At 39.3% G+C, this 20,988-nt stretch carries 20 protein-coding genes; 15 read left to right on the top strand and 5 right to left on the bottom strand.

Annotated elements, in window-relative coordinates; all coding sequences use genetic code 11:
* The first annotated feature begins 190 nt into the window (after positions 1-190).
* The 4 genes from O3670_RS03545 (at position 191) to O3670_RS03530 (ending at position 2,235) form a co-directional block, all read left to right on the top strand.
* The gene (locus tag O3670_RS03545) at positions 191-355 is read left to right on the top strand and encodes a hypothetical protein (protein WP_371595786.1); all 165 of its coding nucleotides are present in this window, start codon (positions 191-193) and stop codon (positions 353-355) included.
* Positions 356-934: 579 nt separating this feature from the next.
* Entirely contained in the window at positions 935-1,231 is a 297-nt protein-coding gene (locus O3670_RS03540) for a hypothetical protein (RefSeq protein ID WP_371595785.1), read from the top strand.
* Positions 1,232-1,356: 125 nt separating this feature from the next.
* The gene (locus O3670_RS03535) at positions 1,357-1,719 is read left to right on the top strand and encodes a DUF6232 family protein (protein WP_073949586.1); all 363 of its coding nucleotides are present in this window, start codon (positions 1,357-1,359) and stop codon (positions 1,717-1,719) included.
* A 255-nt stretch (positions 1,720-1,974) separates the two neighbouring features.
* Positions 1,975-2,235, top strand: coding sequence for a SemiSWEET family transporter (locus O3670_RS03530; RefSeq protein ID WP_008534978.1), 261 nt, complete (start codon positions 1,975-1,977; stop codon positions 2,233-2,235).
* Between the two features lie 105 nt (positions 2,236-2,340).
* Here O3670_RS03530 and O3670_RS03525 read toward each other — a convergent pair whose 3' ends face one another.
* Positions 2,341-2,823, bottom strand: a complete 483-nt coding sequence (locus tag O3670_RS03525) for a glutathione peroxidase (RefSeq protein ID WP_371595784.1) — start codon at positions 2,821-2,823, stop codon at positions 2,341-2,343.
* A gap of 382 nt (positions 2,824-3,205) precedes the next feature.
* Between O3670_RS03525 and O3670_RS03520 the strand changes: the two genes are divergently transcribed.
* The 5 genes from O3670_RS03520 to O3670_RS03500 all read left to right on the top strand — a co-directional run bounded on the left by O3670_RS03520 (position 3,206) and on the right by O3670_RS03500 (position 7,315).
* Positions 3,206-4,204, top strand: coding sequence for a uroporphyrinogen decarboxylase family protein (locus O3670_RS03520; protein ID WP_073689538.1), 999 nt, complete (start codon positions 3,206-3,208; stop codon positions 4,202-4,204).
* 18 nt (positions 4,205-4,222) lie between these two features.
* Positions 4,223-5,089 carry a transporter substrate-binding domain-containing protein gene (locus O3670_RS03515; protein WP_002885359.1) on the top strand — a complete coding sequence of 289 codons (867 nt, stop codon included), beginning with the start codon at positions 4,223-4,225 and terminating at the stop codon, positions 5,087-5,089.
* Between the two features lie 67 nt (positions 5,090-5,156).
* Positions 5,157-5,849, top strand: a complete 693-nt coding sequence (locus O3670_RS03510; protein ID WP_021143940.1) for an amino acid ABC transporter permease — start codon at positions 5,157-5,159, stop codon at positions 5,847-5,849.
* Positions 5,850-5,852: 3 nt separating this feature from the next.
* On the top strand, positions 5,853-6,539 hold the full coding sequence (locus tag O3670_RS03505; RefSeq protein WP_004182287.1) for an amino acid ABC transporter permease: 687 nt from the start codon (positions 5,853-5,855) through the stop codon (positions 6,537-6,539).
* A gap of 11 nt (positions 6,540-6,550) precedes the next feature.
* Positions 6,551-7,315, top strand: coding sequence for an amino acid ABC transporter ATP-binding protein (locus O3670_RS03500; protein ID WP_049546143.1), 765 nt, complete (start codon positions 6,551-6,553; stop codon positions 7,313-7,315).
* 167 nt (positions 7,316-7,482) lie between these two features.
* Here the strand turns inward: O3670_RS03500 and O3670_RS03495 are convergent, their stop codons facing one another.
* Positions 7,483-10,632, bottom strand: coding sequence for a KxYKxGKxW signal peptide domain-containing protein (locus tag O3670_RS03495; RefSeq protein ID WP_371595783.1), 3,150 nt, complete (start codon positions 10,630-10,632; stop codon positions 7,483-7,485).
* Between the two features lie 323 nt (positions 10,633-10,955).
* Here O3670_RS03495 and O3670_RS03490 point away from each other — a divergent pair, with 323 nt between their 5' ends.
* The 3 genes from O3670_RS03490 (at position 10,956) to O3670_RS03480 (ending at position 15,418) form a co-directional block, all read left to right on the top strand.
* The gene (locus tag O3670_RS03490; RefSeq protein ID WP_002891257.1) at positions 10,956-12,341 is read left to right on the top strand and encodes an amino acid permease; all 1,386 of its coding nucleotides are present in this window, start codon (positions 10,956-10,958) and stop codon (positions 12,339-12,341) included.
* 73 nt (positions 12,342-12,414) lie between these two features.
* Positions 12,415-12,858, top strand: coding sequence for an ASCH domain-containing protein (locus tag O3670_RS03485; protein WP_070438137.1), 444 nt, complete (start codon positions 12,415-12,417; stop codon positions 12,856-12,858).
* A gap of 121 nt (positions 12,859-12,979) precedes the next feature.
* Positions 12,980-15,418, top strand: a complete 2,439-nt coding sequence (locus O3670_RS03480) for a carbohydrate-binding domain-containing protein (RefSeq protein ID WP_070438140.1) — start codon at positions 12,980-12,982, stop codon at positions 15,416-15,418.
* A 71-nt stretch (positions 15,419-15,489) separates the two neighbouring features.
* On the opposite strand, the gene O3670_RS03475 is transcribed toward O3670_RS03480, so the two are convergent.
* From O3670_RS03475 to O3670_RS03465, 3 genes are all read right to left on the bottom strand, one after another.
* Positions 15,490-15,687, bottom strand: a complete 198-nt coding sequence (locus tag O3670_RS03475) for a CsbD family protein (protein WP_008534959.1) — start codon at positions 15,685-15,687, stop codon at positions 15,490-15,492.
* 66 nt (positions 15,688-15,753) lie between these two features.
* Positions 15,754-16,386: a DUF421 domain-containing protein gene (locus O3670_RS03470; RefSeq protein ID WP_070438143.1), complete on the bottom strand. Its 633-nt coding sequence runs from the start codon at positions 16,384-16,386 to the stop codon at positions 15,754-15,756.
* Positions 16,383-16,835, bottom strand: coding sequence for a DUF3290 family protein (locus tag O3670_RS03465; protein WP_371595782.1), 453 nt, complete (start codon positions 16,833-16,835; stop codon positions 16,383-16,385). Before O3670_RS03465 ends, O3670_RS03470 begins: the two co-directional genes overlap by 4 nt.
* Positions 16,836-17,211: 376 nt before the next feature.
* Here O3670_RS03465 and manA point away from each other — a divergent pair, with 376 nt between their 5' ends.
* The 3 genes from manA (at position 17,212) to msrB (ending at position 20,782) form a co-directional block, all read left to right on the top strand.
* Entirely contained in the window at positions 17,212-18,153 is a 942-nt protein-coding gene (manA, locus tag O3670_RS03460; RefSeq protein WP_324711990.1) for a mannose-6-phosphate isomerase, class I, read from the top strand.
* 215 nt (positions 18,154-18,368) lie between these two features.
* A complete protein-coding gene (gene brnQ / locus O3670_RS03455; RefSeq protein WP_371595781.1) occupies positions 18,369-19,697 on the top strand; it encodes a branched-chain amino acid transport system II carrier protein in 1,329 nt (442 codons plus the stop codon).
* A 134-nt stretch (positions 19,698-19,831) separates the two neighbouring features.
* Positions 19,832-20,782 carry a peptide-methionine (R)-S-oxide reductase MsrB gene (gene msrB / locus O3670_RS03450; RefSeq protein ID WP_004182298.1) on the top strand — a complete coding sequence of 317 codons (951 nt, stop codon included), beginning with the start codon at positions 19,832-19,834 and terminating at the stop codon, positions 20,780-20,782.
* The last annotated feature ends 206 nt before the right edge of the window (positions 20,783-20,988 follow it).

Here is a 20,988-nt window from a genome sequence, read left to right as displayed (position 1 = left end):
CAAATGACATAAAATACTGTGTTTTGTGTCATTTTGTTTTTGTAGTAAATTTTGAGAAATAAATACTTTTGGTATACGCACATTAGACTACGTTTTTAGCTGTTTTCGAGGTTGAATCTCTTATTTTTCTGTGCAATAATAATGGCATCAAAGATGTTATCTGAGTTATAAAAATGAGAGGAGACTTAATATGAAAACACTTGATGTAGAGTCAGTTAAAACTTTAATTCAGTCACGACTTAGCAAGAATGAGAAACTGTTATCGTGTTCACAAGCTCATGGAACTGAGTCAATCTATGTTGCCATTACTAAAGACACCTATTATTACAAGATTTTTCGTTTGAGTGGTCATTAAGCATTACAATCTTTTGGACAAGAGACTGTTTCTAACCGTCATAGTGACTTTTGGCTTAAGTCGTCTATCAGTGATTTGCTTTATAAAGAAGGAAACTGGTATTACTTTGATCAGAGTCAGTATCTGGCTTTGAGACTTCTTCAATCTTTACAGTCGGAGGGTGTCCATGTACGTCTCTATAAACCTAAAGATCCTCAATTTTACATTTTTGTGCCAGATTCGAAAAAGGGATCGGGTCTCAAGTACCAATTTAATCAGACTTATCAAAAGACCTTAAAGAAACTGTTAAGGGGTGGGCTCTTGGCATGTCATCAAAGGAAACTGGTATATTTGACAAAGGCAGCGTATGCTTACTTGGAAGTAATGCGAAAGGATAATGATTTTCAGAATGCATGGCAGCAGTTATCTAAAAGCGCCCATCTAGAGAAGTTACCAGAACACAATACCTATATTAGTCAGGTGACTTATCGTTTATCAAAGTAGGAGTTACATTATAAGCTCTCAGGTCAATCTATTGAGCCACCAAAAATTTATGGAGCAAATGCTCAACGCTCAATCTTTAAGCGACTTAGAAATCATTTGATTTATTCAATTAAAGCATTTTTGAAAGAGAAAGTGGACCAAGTTTTATCCTGTTTGAAGCAAACTTTCTCTAGTAAGGTAAAACGTCTCGAGGCCCCCCAAGCAGTTAGCTTGGAACGAAAAAATCCTATTAATATTTTGTCAAAATCAAAGCTCAATAATGAGAGGGATAGTATCAAACAGGCATGGGAAGCTAATATTAATCATCGTTCAAATGAAAATATCAAAGGTTTAGTTTCAAGTGATACTTTGGACAAGTTAGCTCAATTTAGGCAGACACTTTCTGAGGGATAGAAAGGAGATATCATGTCAAATGATTTGACTAAAGGCTGGCGTGCACCGCCAGTAGGATAATAGATAAATAAACGTACATGTCGAGACTATGTGTCTCAAGCAATAAGAGGATTAGGAGTATATAAATGAGTTTTCAAATTGGTGGTGTCAGTTCAACAGGTAAAATTTTGTCATGGGGTGGCCGTTCAGTAGCTATTAACAAGATTAATGCCGTCGATGTCGTTTGTGACAAGCGTGCATTTCCGAAAATTGCTCTTTTGGGAGTATTTCTGGGATTGATTTTCTTAGGGAAGGATCCGTTTTTGGGGCTTTTATTGCTTGGTATTTGTGGCTTCTGGCTTTACTGGTGGTCTAATCACATTTACCACAATTACTGTGTCCGTATGAAGACGAGCTCTTCACAACCGTTCTATATTAATTTTGGTGATAATGCGGCCATGGCCCGTCAGGTCTGTAGGGCGATTGTTGAGGAAATGTCGGTATTATAACCATTTGAAGACCACTATGAAGGTCTTTTTTCTTATGAAAATGCTACATAAGAGACTAAATTCACTATCACAAGACTGAGACCAATCACAATCTTGTGATAGTTTACATGTTTTTAACATTGCCCCAAAATTCTTGAATTCTCTATTGTAAAAGCGTAAGATAGACACTGTTTTAATTCTAGTGCATTAAAACATGTCTTGAGAATCTTATCATCAGGTTCAAGGCAAAAGAATTTTATAAAAGAGGAGTCTCGAATGTCAGATAAACAAATGAAAACCCTTGGTTGGGTAGCAACCTTTATGTCAGTAATGATGTACGTATCTTACGTACCACAAATCATGGACAATCTGTCTGGTCATAAAGGAAACTTTATCCAACCTTTGGTAGCTGCAATCAACTGTAGCCTTTGGGTTTACTATGGTCTCTTTAAAAAAGAACGTGACCTTCCCCTTGCTGCTGCAAATGCGCCAGGTATCGTCTTTGGTTTAATTACAGCATTGACAGCTTTGTTCTAAAATAAGGCGAAATTTCTTTCTATATTATTTTTCTTAACGCAGAAAACGAGAGCAGAACTAGCGACAGTCAGAGATTGTCGTTCTGGTTTTACTCTCGTTTTATTTTTAGTTATTAAGAAGAGCTTTGATAGCATCTTCCATTTTTAGTGGATCAGTTTTGGAAGAAAAGCGTTCGACGACTTGACCTTCACGGTTAATCAAAAATTTAGCAAAGTTCCATTCAATTCTAGCCCCAAGCGGTCCAGATTTTTCTTGTTTTAGCCAATCAAAAAGTGGTTCTGCTTCCTTACCATTGACCTTGATTTTGGCAAACCGAGGGAAGGTTGTATGGTAATTGAGGGTGCAGAAGGTATTGATTTCTTCAGCACTACCAGGTGCCTGTCCCATAAACTGATTACAAGGAAAATCAAGAATCTCGAATCCTTGGTCTTTGTATTTGTCATAAAGTTCCTGCAAGCCCTGATATTGTGGCGTCAAACCACATCCTGTTGCTGAATTGACGATTAAGACGATCTTGCCCTTATAGTCCTGGAGAGACACGGGTTGGTCAGCTTGATCTGAAACTGTAAAATCGTATAAGGATGTCATAGAAAATCTCCTTTTATTTGTTTGAGACTATTATAGCAAAGTTAGTCAGAGAAGTGATTTTCCAAGAAGACTAGAGACTAAATTAAGTTTGTGATAGTTATTATTTATATAGGCATTAGGATTACTTATTGCTAATTGAGATGATACTATATGGAGATATATCACTTGAAAGTATATAACAAAAGGTTTAAAGGGGATTTGAATGTTACACTCATAAATTAAATTTATAACCCAGTATAAAATTTCTTTATTTTTCGGATGTGATAATCTCTGATAAGATAATGTCATTCAGTTTTGAAGCAGCTAGTGATAATAGGAGTTGAAAGTATTTTAGGTATGTTCATTAGCTGTTGATATTAGGATAAGAGAAAAGGAGATTCTTATGTCAGAAAAAAGAGAGTTAGTTTTGAAAGCACTTCGTGGAGAAAGTGTTGATCGTGTCCCGGTGGGATTTTGGCATCATTTTACTACTGAAGACGAGTGGTTACATGGTTTTGAAAATCCAGAAATTATTGATAAAAATAAGGCTGGTCATAAAAAATTTATTGAAGAAGTCAAACCCGATTTTGTTAAGTTGATGAGTGATGGTTTCTTTGCATACCCACAACCTGCTTTTAAAGATTTTAAGTCAATCAGTGACCTGCAAACAATTGAACCTTTAGGTGCAAATCATCCTTGGATTTCTGATCAAGTTGAACTTGTAAAAAGTTTGATTGCTGATTTTCCTGAAGATATTGTTGCAATTTACAATATCTTCGCTCCGGTTACTTATTTTAAATGGTTAGTTGGAAAGGTCTCAGGTGGAGATGATTCCATCGCAGATTACATTGAGGAGAACCGTGAAGCTTTGAAGCATGTTTTAGATGTTATTGGAGAAGACATTGCAAGTCTTAGTCAGAGAGTGATTAAAGAAGCTGGTGCTGATGGTATTTACCTAAGTGTTCAAAGTATTCAAGATAATCGTGTTAGCGCTGAGACTTATAAGGAAATCATTTCTCCAAGTGAATTAAAGGTTTTAGATGCAGCTAATGAGGTCAAGGGTCACAATATTCTACATATTTGCGGTTACGAAGGGGCTCGTAATAACATCGAACTCTTTAAAGATTATCCTGCTCAGGTAGTTAATTGGGCGGTTGGTCCTGAAGGAATTAGTCTGTCAGAAGGACGTAACATTTTTGGTGGTCGAACAGTCCTTGGAGGGTTTGAAAATGGAAAAGATGGCCTTCTATATACTGGAACTAAAAAAGCTATTCAGGAAAAAGTTAAGGAGATTATTGCTGATACTGGAACTCATGGGTTAATCATTGGTGCTGATTGCACGATTCCAAGTGATATTAACCATGAGCGTATTGAATGGGTACGTGAAGCAGCAATTTTGTAAGAAAAAGGAGAGATTAATATGAGTAAAAAGACATGGATTATTGGTGGAGCAGTTGTTGTAGCACTTATTGGGGCTACAGTTATTGGACGTAGCTTAACAGGAGATAAAAAAGCAAAATCAGACTCTGGAAAGGTAACAACATTAAAAGTTGCCCATACTCAAAACTATGTTCCTTATGATTTTGTTGATAAGGATGGTAATTCTGATGGCTATGAGGTAGCTGTATTAAAGGAAATTGATAAAAAGCTTCCACAGTACAAATTTGAATATACTGGAACAAGTGATGATGACCTTTTGATTGGTTTAGAGTCAGGTAAATATGATATTGGTACTAAGGGCGCGTGGTATACAGATGAACGTGCTAAAAAGTTTATTATTCCTAAGGATCCAATTGGAGCAAGTATTATTGGATTTACCATTCGTAAGGATGATAAAGATAAATATAAAAATATCTCTGATTTTGCAAAACAAAATGGTCGATTGGTGCCAATCTCACCACAAAATGCTCAGTGGAATGTTATCAAAGACTACAACGATGAGCATAAAGATCAACCAATTGAGTTAACATCTGCGGAATCTTTCCAAGTTTCAGATGCCTATGCATGGGTTTTGGAAAATCGTTATGATGCTTACTTTGATATTAAATTATCTTTTGAAAAGGCTGTAACTGATAAAGATGGTGCTTATCATCAATATGCAGATAAGTTGACTTGGTTCCCTTATAAAGGAATTCCAACCTATCCACTCTTCCATCGAGATAGTAAGAATGAAGAGTTTTCAAAAGAATATACTAAGGCAATTAAGGAACTAAAAGAAGACGGTACACTTGAAAAGTTGTCTAAAAAATACTTTGGTGAGGATGTCTTCTCATACGTAGACAAATAAGTAATTGTAACGTCGTAAAGTAGGATGTTTTGATAAGCTTCTGAAGTGAGTTTAGTTAGGAGAAATTATGGTCAATTATGACATTTCAAAAGTTTTTGGAGCATTACCTGAAATCATAAAGGGCTTACCGATGACATTATTGGTTATCTTATTAACGACTTTACTTGGGTCGTTATTAGGAGGATTAGTTGCTTGGGCAAGCCTTTCTAAGGATAAAGCTTTAGAGAATTTGGCTAAGGGATATGTTTTTATCTTACGCTGTACCCCACCGATTGTCTTGCTATTTTTAGTATTTTACGGAGTTCCAGAATTTCTTAATTGGTGGTTAGGATTAGATATTAATGATTGGTCAAAATTGATATTTGTTCTTGTGACTATGGTTCTCCTATTCTCAGCAATGATATCAGAAGTATTTAAAGCAGCTTATCAAGCAATCCCTAAAGGACAATTAGAAGCTGGGCTTAGTATTGGGCTTACTTCTGAACAAACCTTTGTAAGAATAATTGCCCCTCAAGCATTTAAGGTTGCTTTACCAAATATTACAACAGCTATACTTAACCTTATGCGTGATGCAGCTTTGGCTTATACGATTGGTTTTATTGATGTTATGGGCAAAGGGAACCTTTTGATTAGTCGCCATTTAGGAAATTATTCTTTGGAGACTTATACAGCTGTTGCCTTTGTTTATTGGGGAATAGCATTAATTCTATCGTTGATTTCTAGGATAGCAGAGCAACAATTGAGTGTAAAAGAGAGGTAAAAAATGAATATTACTTTTATTATAGATACCTTTATCAAGGCTTTATATGGTGTTCCGGTAACACTGGGAATCATGGTTGTGGCTATTCTATTGAGTTTTCTACCTGCTTTATTTCTCGCTTTGGGTCAAATTTATAAGGTACGAGGTGTTAAGACTTTTTCAATTGTGTATCTTGCGTTTATTCGTGCAACACCTCCAATTCTTTTAATTTTATTCTTTTATAGTTTGTTCCCTAGTTTGTTAAATCAGTTTTTTAAAGGTATTGGGAGTCACATAGATGTCTTCAAAGTTAATCCGCTGTACTATGCCTTTATTATCTATAGCTTGATGACGACAGGAAGCTTATCGGAAATCATTCGATCAGCATTACTAACTGTTGATAAAGGTCAACTAGAAGCTGCACAAGCGATAGGCTTAACAACAAGACAAGCCTATCTGAGAATCGTTTTTCCACAGGCACTTAAGGCCGCTCTTCCAAATTTGTGTAACTTAGTTATCAATATTGTAAAAGGAACGTCACTTGTCTTTGTTATGACGATAAAAGATATTACCGCAATTGCACGAGTCGAAGCAGCATATGGATATCAATATTTTGAATCTTATTTTGTCATCTTCATTTTATATTTAATCATTTGTGGTATCATTCAAGTTCTCTTTAACTTTGGAGAAAGAAAATTGCAATTTACATAGAGGGAGTCACTATGCTAGAAGCTAAACATATATCAAAAACATTTGGAGATCGTCAGGTTCTTGTTGATGTCAATCTACAAGTGAAACAGGGAGATGTGGTTGTCATCTTGGGACCATCAGGTTCAGGAAAAACAACTTTCTTACGTTGCCTTAATCATTTGGAGAAAGCTGATGGAGGTCAATTAACAATTTCGGGTAAGGACTACTCTTTGGAAAAGTTATCAAAGAAAGATATTTTAGATATCCGAAAGAAAACAGCTTTTGTATTTCAACATTACAATTTATTTGCAAACAAGACTGCCATTGAGAATATCTTGGAAGGTTTAGTGATTGCTAGGAAAGTTCCCAAAAGTGAAGCGCAAGAGATTGCTGAAGAAGCACTTAAAAAAGTTGGTCTTCTGGATTTTAAAGATTACTACCCATCACAACTTTCAGGAGGACAACAACAACGTATTGGTTTAGCTAGAGCAATAGCAGTCAAACCAGAAGTTATCTTGTTAGATGAACCAACATCGGCCCTTGATCCAGAACTAGTTGGGGATGTTCTGGATGTCATGAAACAACTTGCTAATGAAGGAACGACAATGGTAGTTGTGACTCATGAAATGGGGTTTGCACGAGATGTAGCTAATCATGTCGTTTTCATGGATGGTGGTCATGTCATCGAAGAGGGGAGTCCAAAGGACATTTTTTACAGACCCAAAGAAAAACGTACACAACAATTTTTGGCACGAATTCTTTCTGATGCTAGTTATGATTTGGAATATATGATTTGATTCATCATTAATAAGTTGTAATTAGAGTATATATTTCTTGTATAAATAAAATAGGCTGAGGTTATTTCTCAGCCTATTTTTAGTTTCCTAAATGTAATGTTAGTTTATATGGTATAACTCCCACAAAAAACCAAGACTTTCGTCTCGGTTTCAGGTTTCATCTCATCTTAAGACACCACATGTCCATCTTTATCGAAGGTATAGAGTTTACCGTCGATGAGGACAGAGCAGTTAGTGTATCTTTCACCTGTTTTAGGGTCGAAATAGTAGGTGTAATTATCAACTGTGACAAAGCGTCCTAGGACTTGTTTGCCTTCAGCGTCGAAGTAGAGGACCTTGCCATCAACTTCTTGGAAGCCGGTCACTTTCTCACCTTTGTCATTGTAATAGTAGTTATCGCCCTTATCGTAGACAATACGATTGCGATAAGCTGGTTCACCCTTGCGGTCAGCAACTACGCCATTGTCATCAGCGTTATAGGCTCTATCTCCGATGACAAAACGTCCTGTTTCAAGGTTTCCACTAGCTCGGAAGTAGTAGTCCTTGCCATCGATGGTTTGCCAACCAGTAAGAGCAGCTCCGTCGTTACCATAGTAGCGTGTTGGGTATAATGGGAAGCGTGGAGAACCTTCGTAGTTGTATGATTCTGAAAAGGCGTTACGTGTCATGATACCAGTCAATTGGTCAAATTGGTATGTTTTACCATTGATTGTGACCTCTGTGCCTTTGGCTTGACGGCCATCTTCATAGAAATAGTAACTAACGCCATCAAAGGTCTTCAAACCAGTGACTTTTTGGCCATTTTCATAGAGATAACTTGTACCGTTACGATCCGTCTGCAATTGGTCAAAGTGGATGGCTTTTTCTTTTGTCTCGTCAATACCCTTGGCATCAAAATTAAAGGTTACACCACGATATGTAAGGGCCTTGTTAGTTGTTGCAATGGCAACGTTTGTGGTTACTTTTTGGCCATTTGGTGCTGTGAAGGTCATTGGTGTAGAGTCGAAATGGTAGAGGTGTCCGTTAAGAATGTCCCATTCGTCAAAAGTTGACCATTGTGATTGGCGAACGCTACTATATTTTGATCCAAGAATCTTGCCATCATACTGATAAGGACCTTCTTTGATATTACCGTCGGTATCTGTGACATAGACACCTTCAAGGTCATAAGCATTTTCACCAGTACGCTTAAACTCAGGATAGAGACCATTTGTCAAGAGTTTCCCATCTGGGCTAAAGAGTTGAGAGTTGATAACTCCTGTGTAGAGGTTTCCTTTAGGGGTGTCGTCATCAGAATAGTCGCTAGCGTAGTAACGGTTACCGTTGACTTCTAACCAGCCTGTCTTGAAGGCACCATCATTGCCAGCGTAGTAGATGTTTTCAGAGAAGTCACCGTAACGACCAGTAGATTTATCATGGTAGAAGGCATTGCGAAGGATAGCACCAGTATCTTTGTTGGCGACGTAGTAGTTATCACCTAGGTTGAAAATACCTCCTCGAACTTGTTGGCCCTTATCGTTAAAGTAGTAGAGGTCCTTGTTAATGGTTTGGAAACCAGTGACCTTTTTACCATTATCATCATAGTAGTACCATTCTTGATCAGTACCTTTAACAAATTGATTTCGATTTGTGGTTTGGTCAGCTTTAGTAGTCGCCACACCATTGCTATCAAAGTTATAGACCGTACCGTTTAAGGTAAGTGAGCGATTTACCCACTTGTCACCTGTATTTGGATCGAAGTAGTAGGTTTTGCCACCAACAGTAACCAGTTGTCCCTTGGCTTGTACACCATATTCGTGGAAATAAAGGTTCTGTCCGTTAATGGTTTGGAAACCAGACACGGCTTTACCATCAGCTCCGAAGTAGTACCAAGAGTTGTCTCTATTGATAAATTGGTTAGTTACTGGATTTCCATTATCTTTATCGAAATAGTAGATATCGTTACCGTAGTAAAGGAAGTCCCCTTTGATTTGTTGACCATTGTCATTGAAGTAGTGAAGGCTACCGTCTACAGTTTGAAAGCCATGAAGCGCTTTACCATCTTTACCAAAGTAATACCAATTCCCTTTATCGTCAGAAACATAACGGTTGGTTACCATAATACCAGTCTTAGGGTCAAAGTAATACTGTTGTCCGTTCAGGTTTTGAACACTTGTCTTGTAGTGAGCCTGGCTACGGTCTAGAAATTCGGTTTGGAAACCAAATGGGGCTGAGAAGCCTTTAGTTGCCTTGAAGTCATTGATGTAATACCAGTTTCCAGCTTTATCCGAAACAAAGACAAAATTAGGTTGATTACCAGTAGCATCAAAGTAGTAAAGATTTCCATTTTCAGTGATGAAGTCATCTTTGACCATCTTGCCATCTTTGTCGAAGTAGTAAAAGCCAAAGTATTTATGGTTGACGTTGTTAAGAGCTTGGCGACCTGTTACACGACGTCCATTGTCTTTATCGAAATAGTAGCTATCACCATTAATAGTGACGATTTCGTTTTTAGCTTGTCGACCATCTTCGTGGAAGTAGAGGTTAAAGCCATCGATGTTCTGAGCACCAGTGACGGGTTTCCCATCTTTACCGAGGTAATACCAGTTGTGGTTGTTGTCTTCAATAAACTGGTTGCGTTTGTTCGTTTCAGGCAGAACTGCTGTCAAACGACCTTGGGCATCAGCTTTGTAGGCTTGACCATCAATGTTGATAGAGGTATTGGTTACCTTACGTCCATTGGCTTTGTCATAGTAGTAAGATTGTCCATTTTCTGTGATAATCTCACCCTTGGCTTGCTTGCCATCCTCGTGGAAATAAAGGTCGAAATGGTCAACGTTTTGGGCACCTGTCAGATTTTTCCCGTCTTTAAGGTAGTACCAGTTGCCCTCAGCATCGCTCTTGAATTGACCGCCAGAAACGACAGCAGTTTCAACAGGTTCCGGTGCTTGGCTATTCACATCAGTAGCTGTGTTAGCTGTTTCTGAAGTTGAAGTAGCAGTTCTCGTTTCGCCACTAGACAAATTGTAAGTGCTACTTGCTTGGTCTTCTTTAAGGACTGGCTGCTTATCAGATGTGACAGTAGCAGTTGTATCACTTGTCTTATTGGTTGCGCCTTGATCAGCTTTTGTCGTAGCTACAGTTGTTTCTGTGACGACAAGATCAGGATCCTGGCTGACGCTTTCAGGCGTGCTAGCTGAGGTAACTTGATTTGTAGCTTGCTCGTCGGCAGAGACACCAACTCCAATCAATGAGGCACCAAGTGCCAAACCAGATACGGCAATGGTAACCCATTGTTTTTTCACTTTATGAAGTTTAAAATGAACTTTATTTTCCATAAAAGTTCCCCTTTTCCTTTTAATGCCACCATTCTAACATCTTTCATTAGAAGAATCAAACGCATTCATAATATTTTCATGTTTTTTCTAAAAATTGAAAATTCTTTCGAGATAAGGATTTTAGAAACAAAATGAATGTTAAAGAACCACTTTAGCAAGTTTCTTTTGATAGAGATGTATGTAAAATTAAAAAGCAAGCACTGGGAGTCCCCATTTTCGGTATAGCATTCAACAATAAAAGTATAAAAATACAGAAAGGGGCCCTTTTAGGCCAAGATATATGGTATAATAGTTCGGTATTTCGCAAAAAATGGAGTATAAAAATGAGTATTTTTCGTAAAAAGGATGTTGGTCTCGCTCAGACTGAGATGAAACGACATCTGACCCTTAGGGATGTAGTCCTTCTGGGAATCGGTGCCATGGTTGGGACAGGAATCTTTACAATTACTGGTACCGCAGCATCGACTCTAGCTGGTCCTGCTCTGATTATTTCGGTCTTGATTTCAGCCGTGTGTGTTGGGATGTCAGCTATTTTCTTTGCTGAGTTTGCCTCACGTTACCCATCGGCTGGTGGTGTTTATGGTTATCTCTATGCTGTCTGGGGGGAGTATCCTGCCTGGATGGGTGGCTGGTTGACCATGATTGTCTTTATGAATGCTGTATCCAGTGTGGCCTCTGGTTGGGGTGCCTACCTCAAGGGGCTACTGGCTAGCTTTGGTCTTAAGTTGCCTCAAGCCATCAGTGGACCTTTCAATCCCAGTCAGGGTACTTACATTGACCTCTTGCCAGTCTTGGTCTTGGTCTTGGTGACAGCTCTTCTTCTCATGAATTCTAAACAGGCTTTACGTTTGAACTCCCTCTTGGTAGTACTCAAATTTTCAGCCTTAGCGGTCTTTGTCTTAGTGGGTCTCTTCCATTTGAATCCTAGCAACTGGGCAGATTTTGCACCATTTGGCTTTGGACAAATTTATGGAGGAAAGACAGGAATTATGGCGGGTGCTTCCCTCATGTTCTTTGGTTTCCTTGGTTTCGAGTCTATCTCTATGACAGTAGACGAGATTAAAGAGCCGCAAAAGAACGTTCCTCGAGGTATCGTTCTTGCCTTGATTATCGTAGCTTCACTTTATGCAGTGGTTTCGCTGGTCTTGACAGGAGTTGTTCACTATACCAAGTTGAATGTTGATGATGCTGTGGCTTATGCCCTTCGCTATATCGGTATTTCTTGGGCAGCCAACTACGTATCAGTGGTTGCTATTATGACCTTGATTACGGTATGTATCTCAATGGCCTATGCCCTTAGCCGTATGGTTTATAGCCTGGCGCGTGATGGTTTCCTTCCTCAAACCTTCCAAAAGGTTTCAAAGACTAATAAGGTTCCACATCATGCGACGCTTTTGACAGGCGTTTTGTCAGCTATCTCAGCAGGTATCTTCTCTTTGGCCAATATGGCATCCTTGGTTAACATTGCGACCTTGGCTTACTTGGTCCTCTTGGCTATTGCCCTCATTATTCTTCGTAAGGACAAGGGCTTGCCACAGAAGGATGAGTTTAAGGTTCCATTTGTTCCTGTCTTGCCCATTATTTCAATTATCGTCTGCCTCTCCTTTATGAGTCAGTACAGTTGGCAGACATGGTTAACCTTTGGTTTGGCAGTGCTAATTGGGTCAGCGATCTATGCCTTTTACGGTTACAAACATTCTAAGTATTAAGATGAAAACGTTAGGTCTGATGATCTAGCGTTTTTTGATATAATGGAAGGAGAGTAAAAGCAGGAGTAGATTGATGAAATCAGACCAGATGTGGCAAGCCTATAAGATTTTAAATCAGACAATCGGAGATAAGATTGATGCCTGGGCCTTTGGCGTGGAAGCAGATTATTTGGCAGAACTCGTATTGATGGGGCAAAAGACAGCAACCAGTTCAGCTTTTGACTTGTATGCAGTGGGGAATGAACCATTGCCCAAGGAAAATGAACTGAGCGTCATTCTTGATAGTAAGGAGAATGCTATTTGTATTATTGAAACGACGAAAGTTGAGGTCGTCCCATTTAAAGAGGTTTCTAAAGACCATGCTTACAAGGAAGGTGAAGGAGACCGTGGGCTAACCTATTGGCAAGAGATTCATGAGAATCTCTTTAGCAATTGGTTGGAAGAGGTTGGATTACATTTTAGTCAGGACAGTCTAGTTGTTTTAGAAGAATTTAGAGTAGTCTATCCTAGAGATTGAAAGTTCCCAATATCTTGGGGACTTTTTTTACTTTAAGGAAAGATTAACCTTTCTTTAAGTCTTGTCTTAGGTTTCTTGTGTTTAATAGAGGCATCTCAAAAGTAAGTAAGAGGTAGAACATATGACATACAAACATAGCAAACAAACACAAGAACGTTATGCCATTAAGAAATCATCAAAATGGAAAACAGCAGGTTCAGTCCTGGTAGCAAGCTTAATCTTTGGTAGCTCAGTTGTCTTAAATGACAGCAAGGTTTCAGCAGACGAGACAAACACTGAATCAACACTCTCAACGGTTTCAACAGGTGAAACCACTGCTGATTTAATTGAAGAAAGTACTCAGACCGACAATACATCAGAAACTACTGAAACAAGCACAGAATCGGCTACAAGTACTTCAACTGCGGCTTCAACTTCAGACACTGATTCGTCAACAATAAGTACAACAAGTACGATAGAGGACACGACTGCTACATCAACAAGCAGTGAAACATCTGATCATTCAAGTACTTCCGCAACTCCAGAAGCAAGTTCTTCTGAAACTGCTGAAAGCACAACTAGTGAAACCTCAGCATCTGAAACGAACAATGCAGACGAAAACACTAGCTCTAATACAAGCTCAAGCACCACTGAAGCCACTGCATCAGAAACGGCTTCTGTTCTAACTAACAATTCTTCTGATACTGCTTCTGAGGCAACAACAACTGAGTCTAACGGCACTGATTCAGAAAGCACGACGACCACGATTACCTTTAATGGGACAACTGTTGTAACGAGTGATAGTAGCACAGTAACAGTTGATGGCACTACCGTTACCATTAATCAATCCGGATCATACACTTTGACCGGAAATGGTTCAAGCTATACCATTATTGTGTCAGGTAGCGTGACAGATCCAGTTACAATCTACTTGGATGGTGTGACCTTGACAGATTCATCAATCACTTCCAATTCTTCAGCAGAATTGACTGTTAATGTCCTTTCAGACAGTTCTATTTCTTCGACGTCTGCTAATGCGATTGAAGCCGCTGGTGCCTTAACAATCACGAGTGGTACTGGAAGCACCCTTACCCTTTCATGCACTGAAAAGCATGCGATTAAGGCTGACAGTGTAACGGTTGACTCTGTAACACTTGATTTGACTTCTGAGGCAAAGGATGGTATCAATGCGACGACAGCTGTAACTATTAAAAATGCCACAGTCAACATCACAGCAACTGATGACGGTATTAATGCCACTGAGTGGACGACCAAGGACAGCGCTGATACTTCAAGCTTAACCAATTCGACTTCTGACTTGGAAAATGAAGTGGGCATCAATATTGACGGTGCAACGGTAACTATCTTGGCAGATGGTGATGGTATCGACAGTAACGGCAATGTGACAGTGAAAAGTGGTTCTCTCTACGTCGCTCAGACAAGTGCAGATAATGCTGCTATCGACTACGATGGAACAGGTATTATTTCTGGCGGTACCGTTTGGGCCATAGGTAACCAAGGAATGGCTCAGGCCTTTACAACGGGTTCAAGCCAGTCTTATATCATGGCCAACATCTCTGGTAGTGCTGGAGATACCATCACAGTTACAGATAGTTCTGGAAATGTTGTAGCGACCACGACAGCAACAACTTCATTTGGAAATGTGGTCTTTAGTACCGAGAGTCTAACTTCGGGTGAAACCTATACCATTACGACATCAAGTGGTGCTAGTGTGACTGCAACAGCTACTGAAGAAGGCACAAACAATGGTCCTGGTGCTGGTGGCATGAGTGGGTTCCCAGGCGGTGGCTTTGGAAATGGCTCAGTGCCTGATAACTTTGGAGGCTACGGTGGACCGACTAGCTATGGCGGAAGCTCTATCAATACCGGAAGCGTTAACACAGCATGGGGCCAATCTGCTTCGACAAGTTCTGAGAATACAACTAGCACAAGTAGTACAAGTTCAACAAGCCAGACGGCTAATACTGGACGTCCAACCCCACCAAACTTTGCTAGTCAAACAAGTAGCTCAAACTCTATAAATATGAGCCCTACGACAAGTAACAGTGGTAATCAACCAGCTACCAATGATCCAGCAATGACAGCGACAAACACAGCTTTATCAAATCAAAATACGCCAACATCAAATCCTTCAAGCTCTGAAGGAGCATCGCTTAAATCAAATACCTCTCTTGCTAACCAGCCTACAAAAGAGCAATCGACACAAACAATGACTAATGCGACAAGCAGTGCCCAACAACAAGCTCAAGAGACTGCTGAGAAATTGAATAAGATTCTTACTCAAAATCAAACTTCTGAAGCAGCAAAAGGTCAGACAAGAGAAGTTTCAAGTCAAAAGGAAAATGTAAGCTCAGTCGTACAAACTAATCTTGCTCAGAAACAAAATACCCAAACAAGCTCTAAGGCTAATCAGTCATCTAAAAGTTCACAAAGCAATCAAACAAGTAAATCAAGTCTACCAAATACTGGTGATGTGAGCAGTTTGGGACTAGGTGCATTAGGGGCTGTACTTATGACAACATCATTTGCAATTAAAGGAAGCAAGCATTCTCGTAAGTAATTCTAGTTAAGAACATAAAGAAAAACAGAAGCCCTCTTCAAAAAAGGAAAAGAGCTTCTGTTTATTTATTATTATTTTTTAGAAAAAGCATTTTTAAGGCCTTCAACAGCACCTTCAACGCCTTCTTTAACATCTTCGATACCGTCTTTTGCTTTTGCTACCACTTTTTCAACAGCACCTTCGACTTCAGTCTTTTTGTCGCCAGTCAGTTTACCAGCACCCTCTTTAAGAGCGCCTTTAGCTTGATTCAATTTATCTTCGATTCCCATAGTAGAACCTCCTTTTTATGATGAGACCATTGTAGACAATATTAAACGGTAATGCAAGTGATTTGTTTAATAAGTAACGACATTAATGTTTCCTTTATCGTATTCAGCAATAAAGATATCCGAAACGTTTTCATATCCTAATTTTTGAAGCTCTTCATTTAACCAATCTTCCGTTTTACCAATAGTATCAAGAATTTCTGTTTGAATGACCCCATCAGTAATGATTGGATATTTTGGATTTTCATCGCCAGAACGGACCACAATCAATTGGCCGTTCTGTTCAATAACTGCACGTTTAACCTCTTTGAGTTGAAAAATTCCTTGAGAACGTAATTTTAAAGCGACATCAGAAGCTGAAAGTCCTATAGAGCGACAAGCTTCAGGATCTAGTTGACCCTGTTTGATGATGAGAGTTGGTTTACCGTCAATCAAATGTTTGATGAAGCGAATATTGGTGATGAGCCATTTAAGAAGTAAGATCAAAATAGTCCAAATAATCAGGATAACAAAGTACTGAAGGATGGAAACGGTACTATTATAAATTGTACCACCGATGATTCCACCAAGAACAAAGTTCTGTACTTGGTCAGCAGCTGAGCTAGGTGCTAGGTTTCCTTTACCTGTTAAATTGATAACAAAGACGAGTGAAATAAGCCCCAAAGCTAGTTTAATTGCAACAGCAAGATAAAAAGATGTCATTTTTTAACCTCCACGAGTTCAACATCAGACTTGTAAAGTTTTATTTGTTCTAGCAAGTAGCTGTCAGGTTCTGAACCTGAGATGGCACGATAGTATTTGTTTCCAACTTTGAGGATAGCATCATCTGTAGTAGTAGAAGCATTGACATAAACTTTACTCTTATCAACGTCGAGATTTTTAGACACAATCTCGATAAAGTGAAGAGATGCTCTAAATTGGTCATTGTTTGATTGATTGCTTTGGAAATTACTGATAGCAATTAGAACCACGGCAACTAAGGTTAAAATAGAAATAATAGAGAGTTCACGAAACTTAGTATCATGGCGTTCTTTGAAGGCCTTAAAAGCAAATACGCCGGTCACTAAAATAAGTCCTGCAGTAATGGCAACCATAACCCAGTTTTGTTGGCTAATCTGACTTAGCACATAGTCGTAGGAATAGAATTTCATTGAGAGATTTCCTTTCATAATATCTCTAGTATTATTATTATAGGTTAAAAAGTCTTTAAATTCAATCAGTCTATCCGAAAAATGAAGGAATGAGTAGGATTCTTAAAGGAAATTTGCTATTGAAATGACTTGCAGCCATTAAGCCAAATTTTGTGATTTCTTTAAGGACTTTGTTGATATTTTCACAAATTATGCTTATAATTGAGGTAATCAACAATCAGAACTTGCCTAAATTTTTCGAGAATCAGAAGTCTGGTAACTTAAAGAGATTGGTTATTTTATGTAAGACTTCACTGTTAATCTCTAAGAGAGTCAACACCTTTTCTTGAATTCCAAAAAATGTTAAGGCCTCTCGTTCCTAGAAAAAGGAGTAATTATGTCTGAACCATTATTTTTACAATCTGTTATGCAAGAAAAAATCTGGGGTGGTACGCATTTACGTGATGTCTTTGGCTACGACATTCCAAGTGACCATGTCGGAGAGTACTGGGCTATTTCTGCTCACCCAAATGGTGTTTCTACTATTAAGAATGGTCGTTATGCCGGTCAAACTTTAGATGTTCTTTATGCAGAGCACCGTGAGTTATTTGGCAATCGTCAAGAACCTGTCTTCCCACTTTTGACTAAGATTTTGGATGCCAATGATTGGCTCAGTGTGCAGGTCCATCCAGATGATGCTTATGGACTTGAACATGAAGGTGAACTTGGTAAAACAGAGTGTTGGTATATCATTGCTGCTGAACCAGGTGCTGAAATCATTTATGGTCATAATGCCAAATCAAAAGAAGAATTGCGTCAGCAAATTGAAAGTAAGGATTGGGAAAATCTTTTGACCAAGGTTCCAGTTAAAGCCGGCGATTTCTTCTATGTCCCAAGTGGTACCATGCATGCCATTGGTGCAGGAATCTTAGTTCTTGAAACCCAACAGTCAAGTGACACAACCTACCGTGTCTATGACTTTGACCGTAAAGATGACCAGGGCAACCTGCGTGAGCTCCATCTGGAAAAATCTATCGATGTCCTAAATATTGGTGAACCTGCCAACAGTCGCCCAGTCACAACAAAAGTAGATGACCTCAAATCTACGCTCTTAGTAGCAAGTGATTTCTTCGCCGTTTATAAATGGGAGATTTCAGGTAAGGCTGATTTTGAAAAGACTGCTGATTACAGTTTGTTTAGTGTACTTGACGGTCAGGGAAGTCTCCTTGTTGATGGTCAAGAATATCCAATTGCAAAAGGCAGCCACTTCATTCTACCTAGCGACGTTCAAGATTGGAAAATCAAGGGAGAGCTTGAGCTGATTGTCAGTCACCCATAATCAAACGATCAAACTAGACGAGATAAGAATCTTGTCTAGTTTTTTCGTACAAGGATACAGAAAATTAGCAATTTTAAAAACCTTTGTAAATACGTTTCAATAGCTTGAAGTTCCAAACTAATCATGTCATACTAAATAAGTTGACTAAAATTATAATAAACAAGTTGTGTCTATTTGGGGCATAAGATCTTGTTTGTTTTAGATTGGAGAAACTTATGTTAAAAAAGGGAAGCCTTACAGCTTTATTGTTGTTTGGTATGTTCTTTGGAGCGGGAAATCTGACTTTTCCCCCTCAGTTAGGCTTTGAATCTGGAGGTCGTTTTTGGCCAGCCATTGCCGGCTTTGTCCTATCAGGTGTTGGTATTGCCATCCTAACACTGGTTATCGGGACTTTAAATCCTAAGGGTTACATTCATGAGATTTCTCAAAAAATCTCGCCTAAGTTTGCCCTAGTCTATTTGGCAGTACTTTATCTGTCCATTGGTCCTTTCTTTGCCATTCCTAGAACGGCCGCCACCGCCTTTTCAATTGGCTTCTCTCCTTTGATTGGAAGTGGACATACTAGCCTTTGGCTCTTTGTCTTTACCGTAATCTACTTTGCTCTAGCACTTTGGATTGCCATGAATCCATCTAAAATTCTAGATAGTATTGGACGTATATTGACGCCTATCTTTGCCATCATGATTGTTGTCGTTATCGTGGCAGGAGTATTTAAATATGGTGGTTACAATCCTCAGGATGCAAGTCAAGCCTATCAGGCTTCTGCTTTTGGTAAAGGATTCTTGGAAGGCTACAACACCTTGGATGCCTTGGCTTCTGTGGCCTTCAGTGTAGTAGCAGTAGTCACACTCAACCAATTAGGCTTCAAGTCTAAAAAAGAGTATATCTCAACGATTTGGGTCGTTGGTTTCGTAGTGACTATCCTCTTCGGTGCTCTGTATTTGGGATTAGCCTTTTTAGGGAATCATTTCCCACTCCAAGTGGCGGGATTACCAAAAGATGCCAATATTGGTGCAAGTGTCTTGTCACAAGCCACACAAGCCATCTTTGGACCAGCGGCTCAGATTTTCCTAGCTATCATGGTGACAGTGACTTGCTTCACAACAACCGCAGGACTTATCGTTGCGACTGGGGAATTCTTCCACAAGGCATTTCCGAAAGTATCTTACAAGGCTTACGCCATTATCTTTACCTTGATTGGGTTTGCGATTGCCAACTTGGGACTTAACAATATCATTGCTTTCTCAGTGCCAGTGCTTTTGATTCTCTACCCAATCACCATCACGATTGTTATGATTGTGATTGCCAACAAGTTCGTGGCCTTGTCTAAACCTGGTATGCAAGTGACAGTTGCAGTAGTCACGCTGATTGCCTTGCTTAGTGTAATTGGAAGCCAGTTTAAACTTGCGGGACTCAATGCCCTCATTAACTTCCTCCCATTATCAGGAGCATCACTGCCATGGTTGATACCAGCCATCTTGTGTATTCTCTTGTCTCTCGTCTTACCAGATAAGATTAAGAGCGAAAGCTTCGAAATGGAATAAACATACTAATCCTATCACATAATATGTGATGGGATTTTTTTGTCTCTCCAAGTCACCTTAAGTGCGAAATCTTCTCAAAAGCGTTACACTTAAGGCGTGGAGATGCAAGTATCTAGTGAAGGGAGTGTTTAAAAATGTCAAATCCAAATAATCATATCATCTATCTTGCTGGTGGCTGTTTCTGGGGTGTGGAAGAGTACTTCTCTCGTGTACCTGGTGTGCTTGATGCGGTTTCGGGTTATGCCAATGGTCGTAGTGAGACGACTCGTTATGAGCTCATCGGTCAGACGGGTCACGCTGAGACTGTTCAGGTGACCTATGATGCTAGCAAGGTGTCATTGCGAGAGATTCTGCTACATTTTTTCCGTATCATCAATCCTCTAAGCAAAAACAAACAGGGGAATGATGTGGGAACCCAGTACCGTACGGGTGTTTACTATACTGATGTAAATGACTTGCCAATCATCGAGCAAGTTTTCCAAGAAATGTCTGAGCAATACGGTCAGCCTTTGGCAGTTGAGTTGTTGCCATTGCAACACTTTATTCCTGCTGAGGATTACCATCAGGATTATCTCAAGAAGAATCCTAATGGCTATTGCCATATTAATGTTAATCAAGCCGTTAATCCTATTATTGATTCAAGTTCTTATCACAAGCCAAGTCAGGAGGAGCTTAAAGTAAGTCTGAGCCCAGAAGCCTATGCTGTGACCCAGGAAAATGGAACCGAACGGGCGTTTACAAGTCCCCTTTGGAATCATTTTGAACCAGGGATTTATGTTGATGTAGTGACCGGTGAGCCCCTCTTTTCTTCCAAGGACAAGTTTGATTCAGCCTGTGGCTGGCCAAGTTTCTCTCGTCCCATTAGTCCCGAGGTAGCCAACTACAAGGAAGACCATTCTCACAATATGGATCGTATTGAGGTTCGTAGTCGTGTAGGAGATTCTCATCTTGGGCATGTCTTTCCAGATGGGCCAAGTGACAAGGGTGGTTTGCGCTACTGTATCAATGGTGCAGCAACACGATTTGTGCCTAAAGCCGATATGGAAAAAGAAGGCTATGCCTACTTACTTGACCAAGTAGACTGATTAGTCACTAGTTTTAAGAGATTTTTTTAGTCGAATCATGTCATAACTAAAGAGGTTGGTGCCCTTTGCAACCTACCTCTTTTACATGTAAAAGAAATTAAGGAAAGCCTTTTAAAGCTAACATAAAATGTCACCTTACCATTCAGGACAAAAAAGTGACCTTTCATTACATTTTTTTACAATTTTATCCAATTTGTTTTAAGTGT

Origin of the sequence: Streptococcus sp. 27098_8_74 (assembly GCF_041431705.1) — a bacterium.
GTDB lineage: Bacteria > Bacillota > Bacilli > Lactobacillales > Streptococcaceae > Streptococcus > Streptococcus salivarius_E.
The sequence above is the reverse complement of the archived record's forward strand: the minus strand, read 5'-3'. Positions and strand labels throughout refer to the sequence as shown.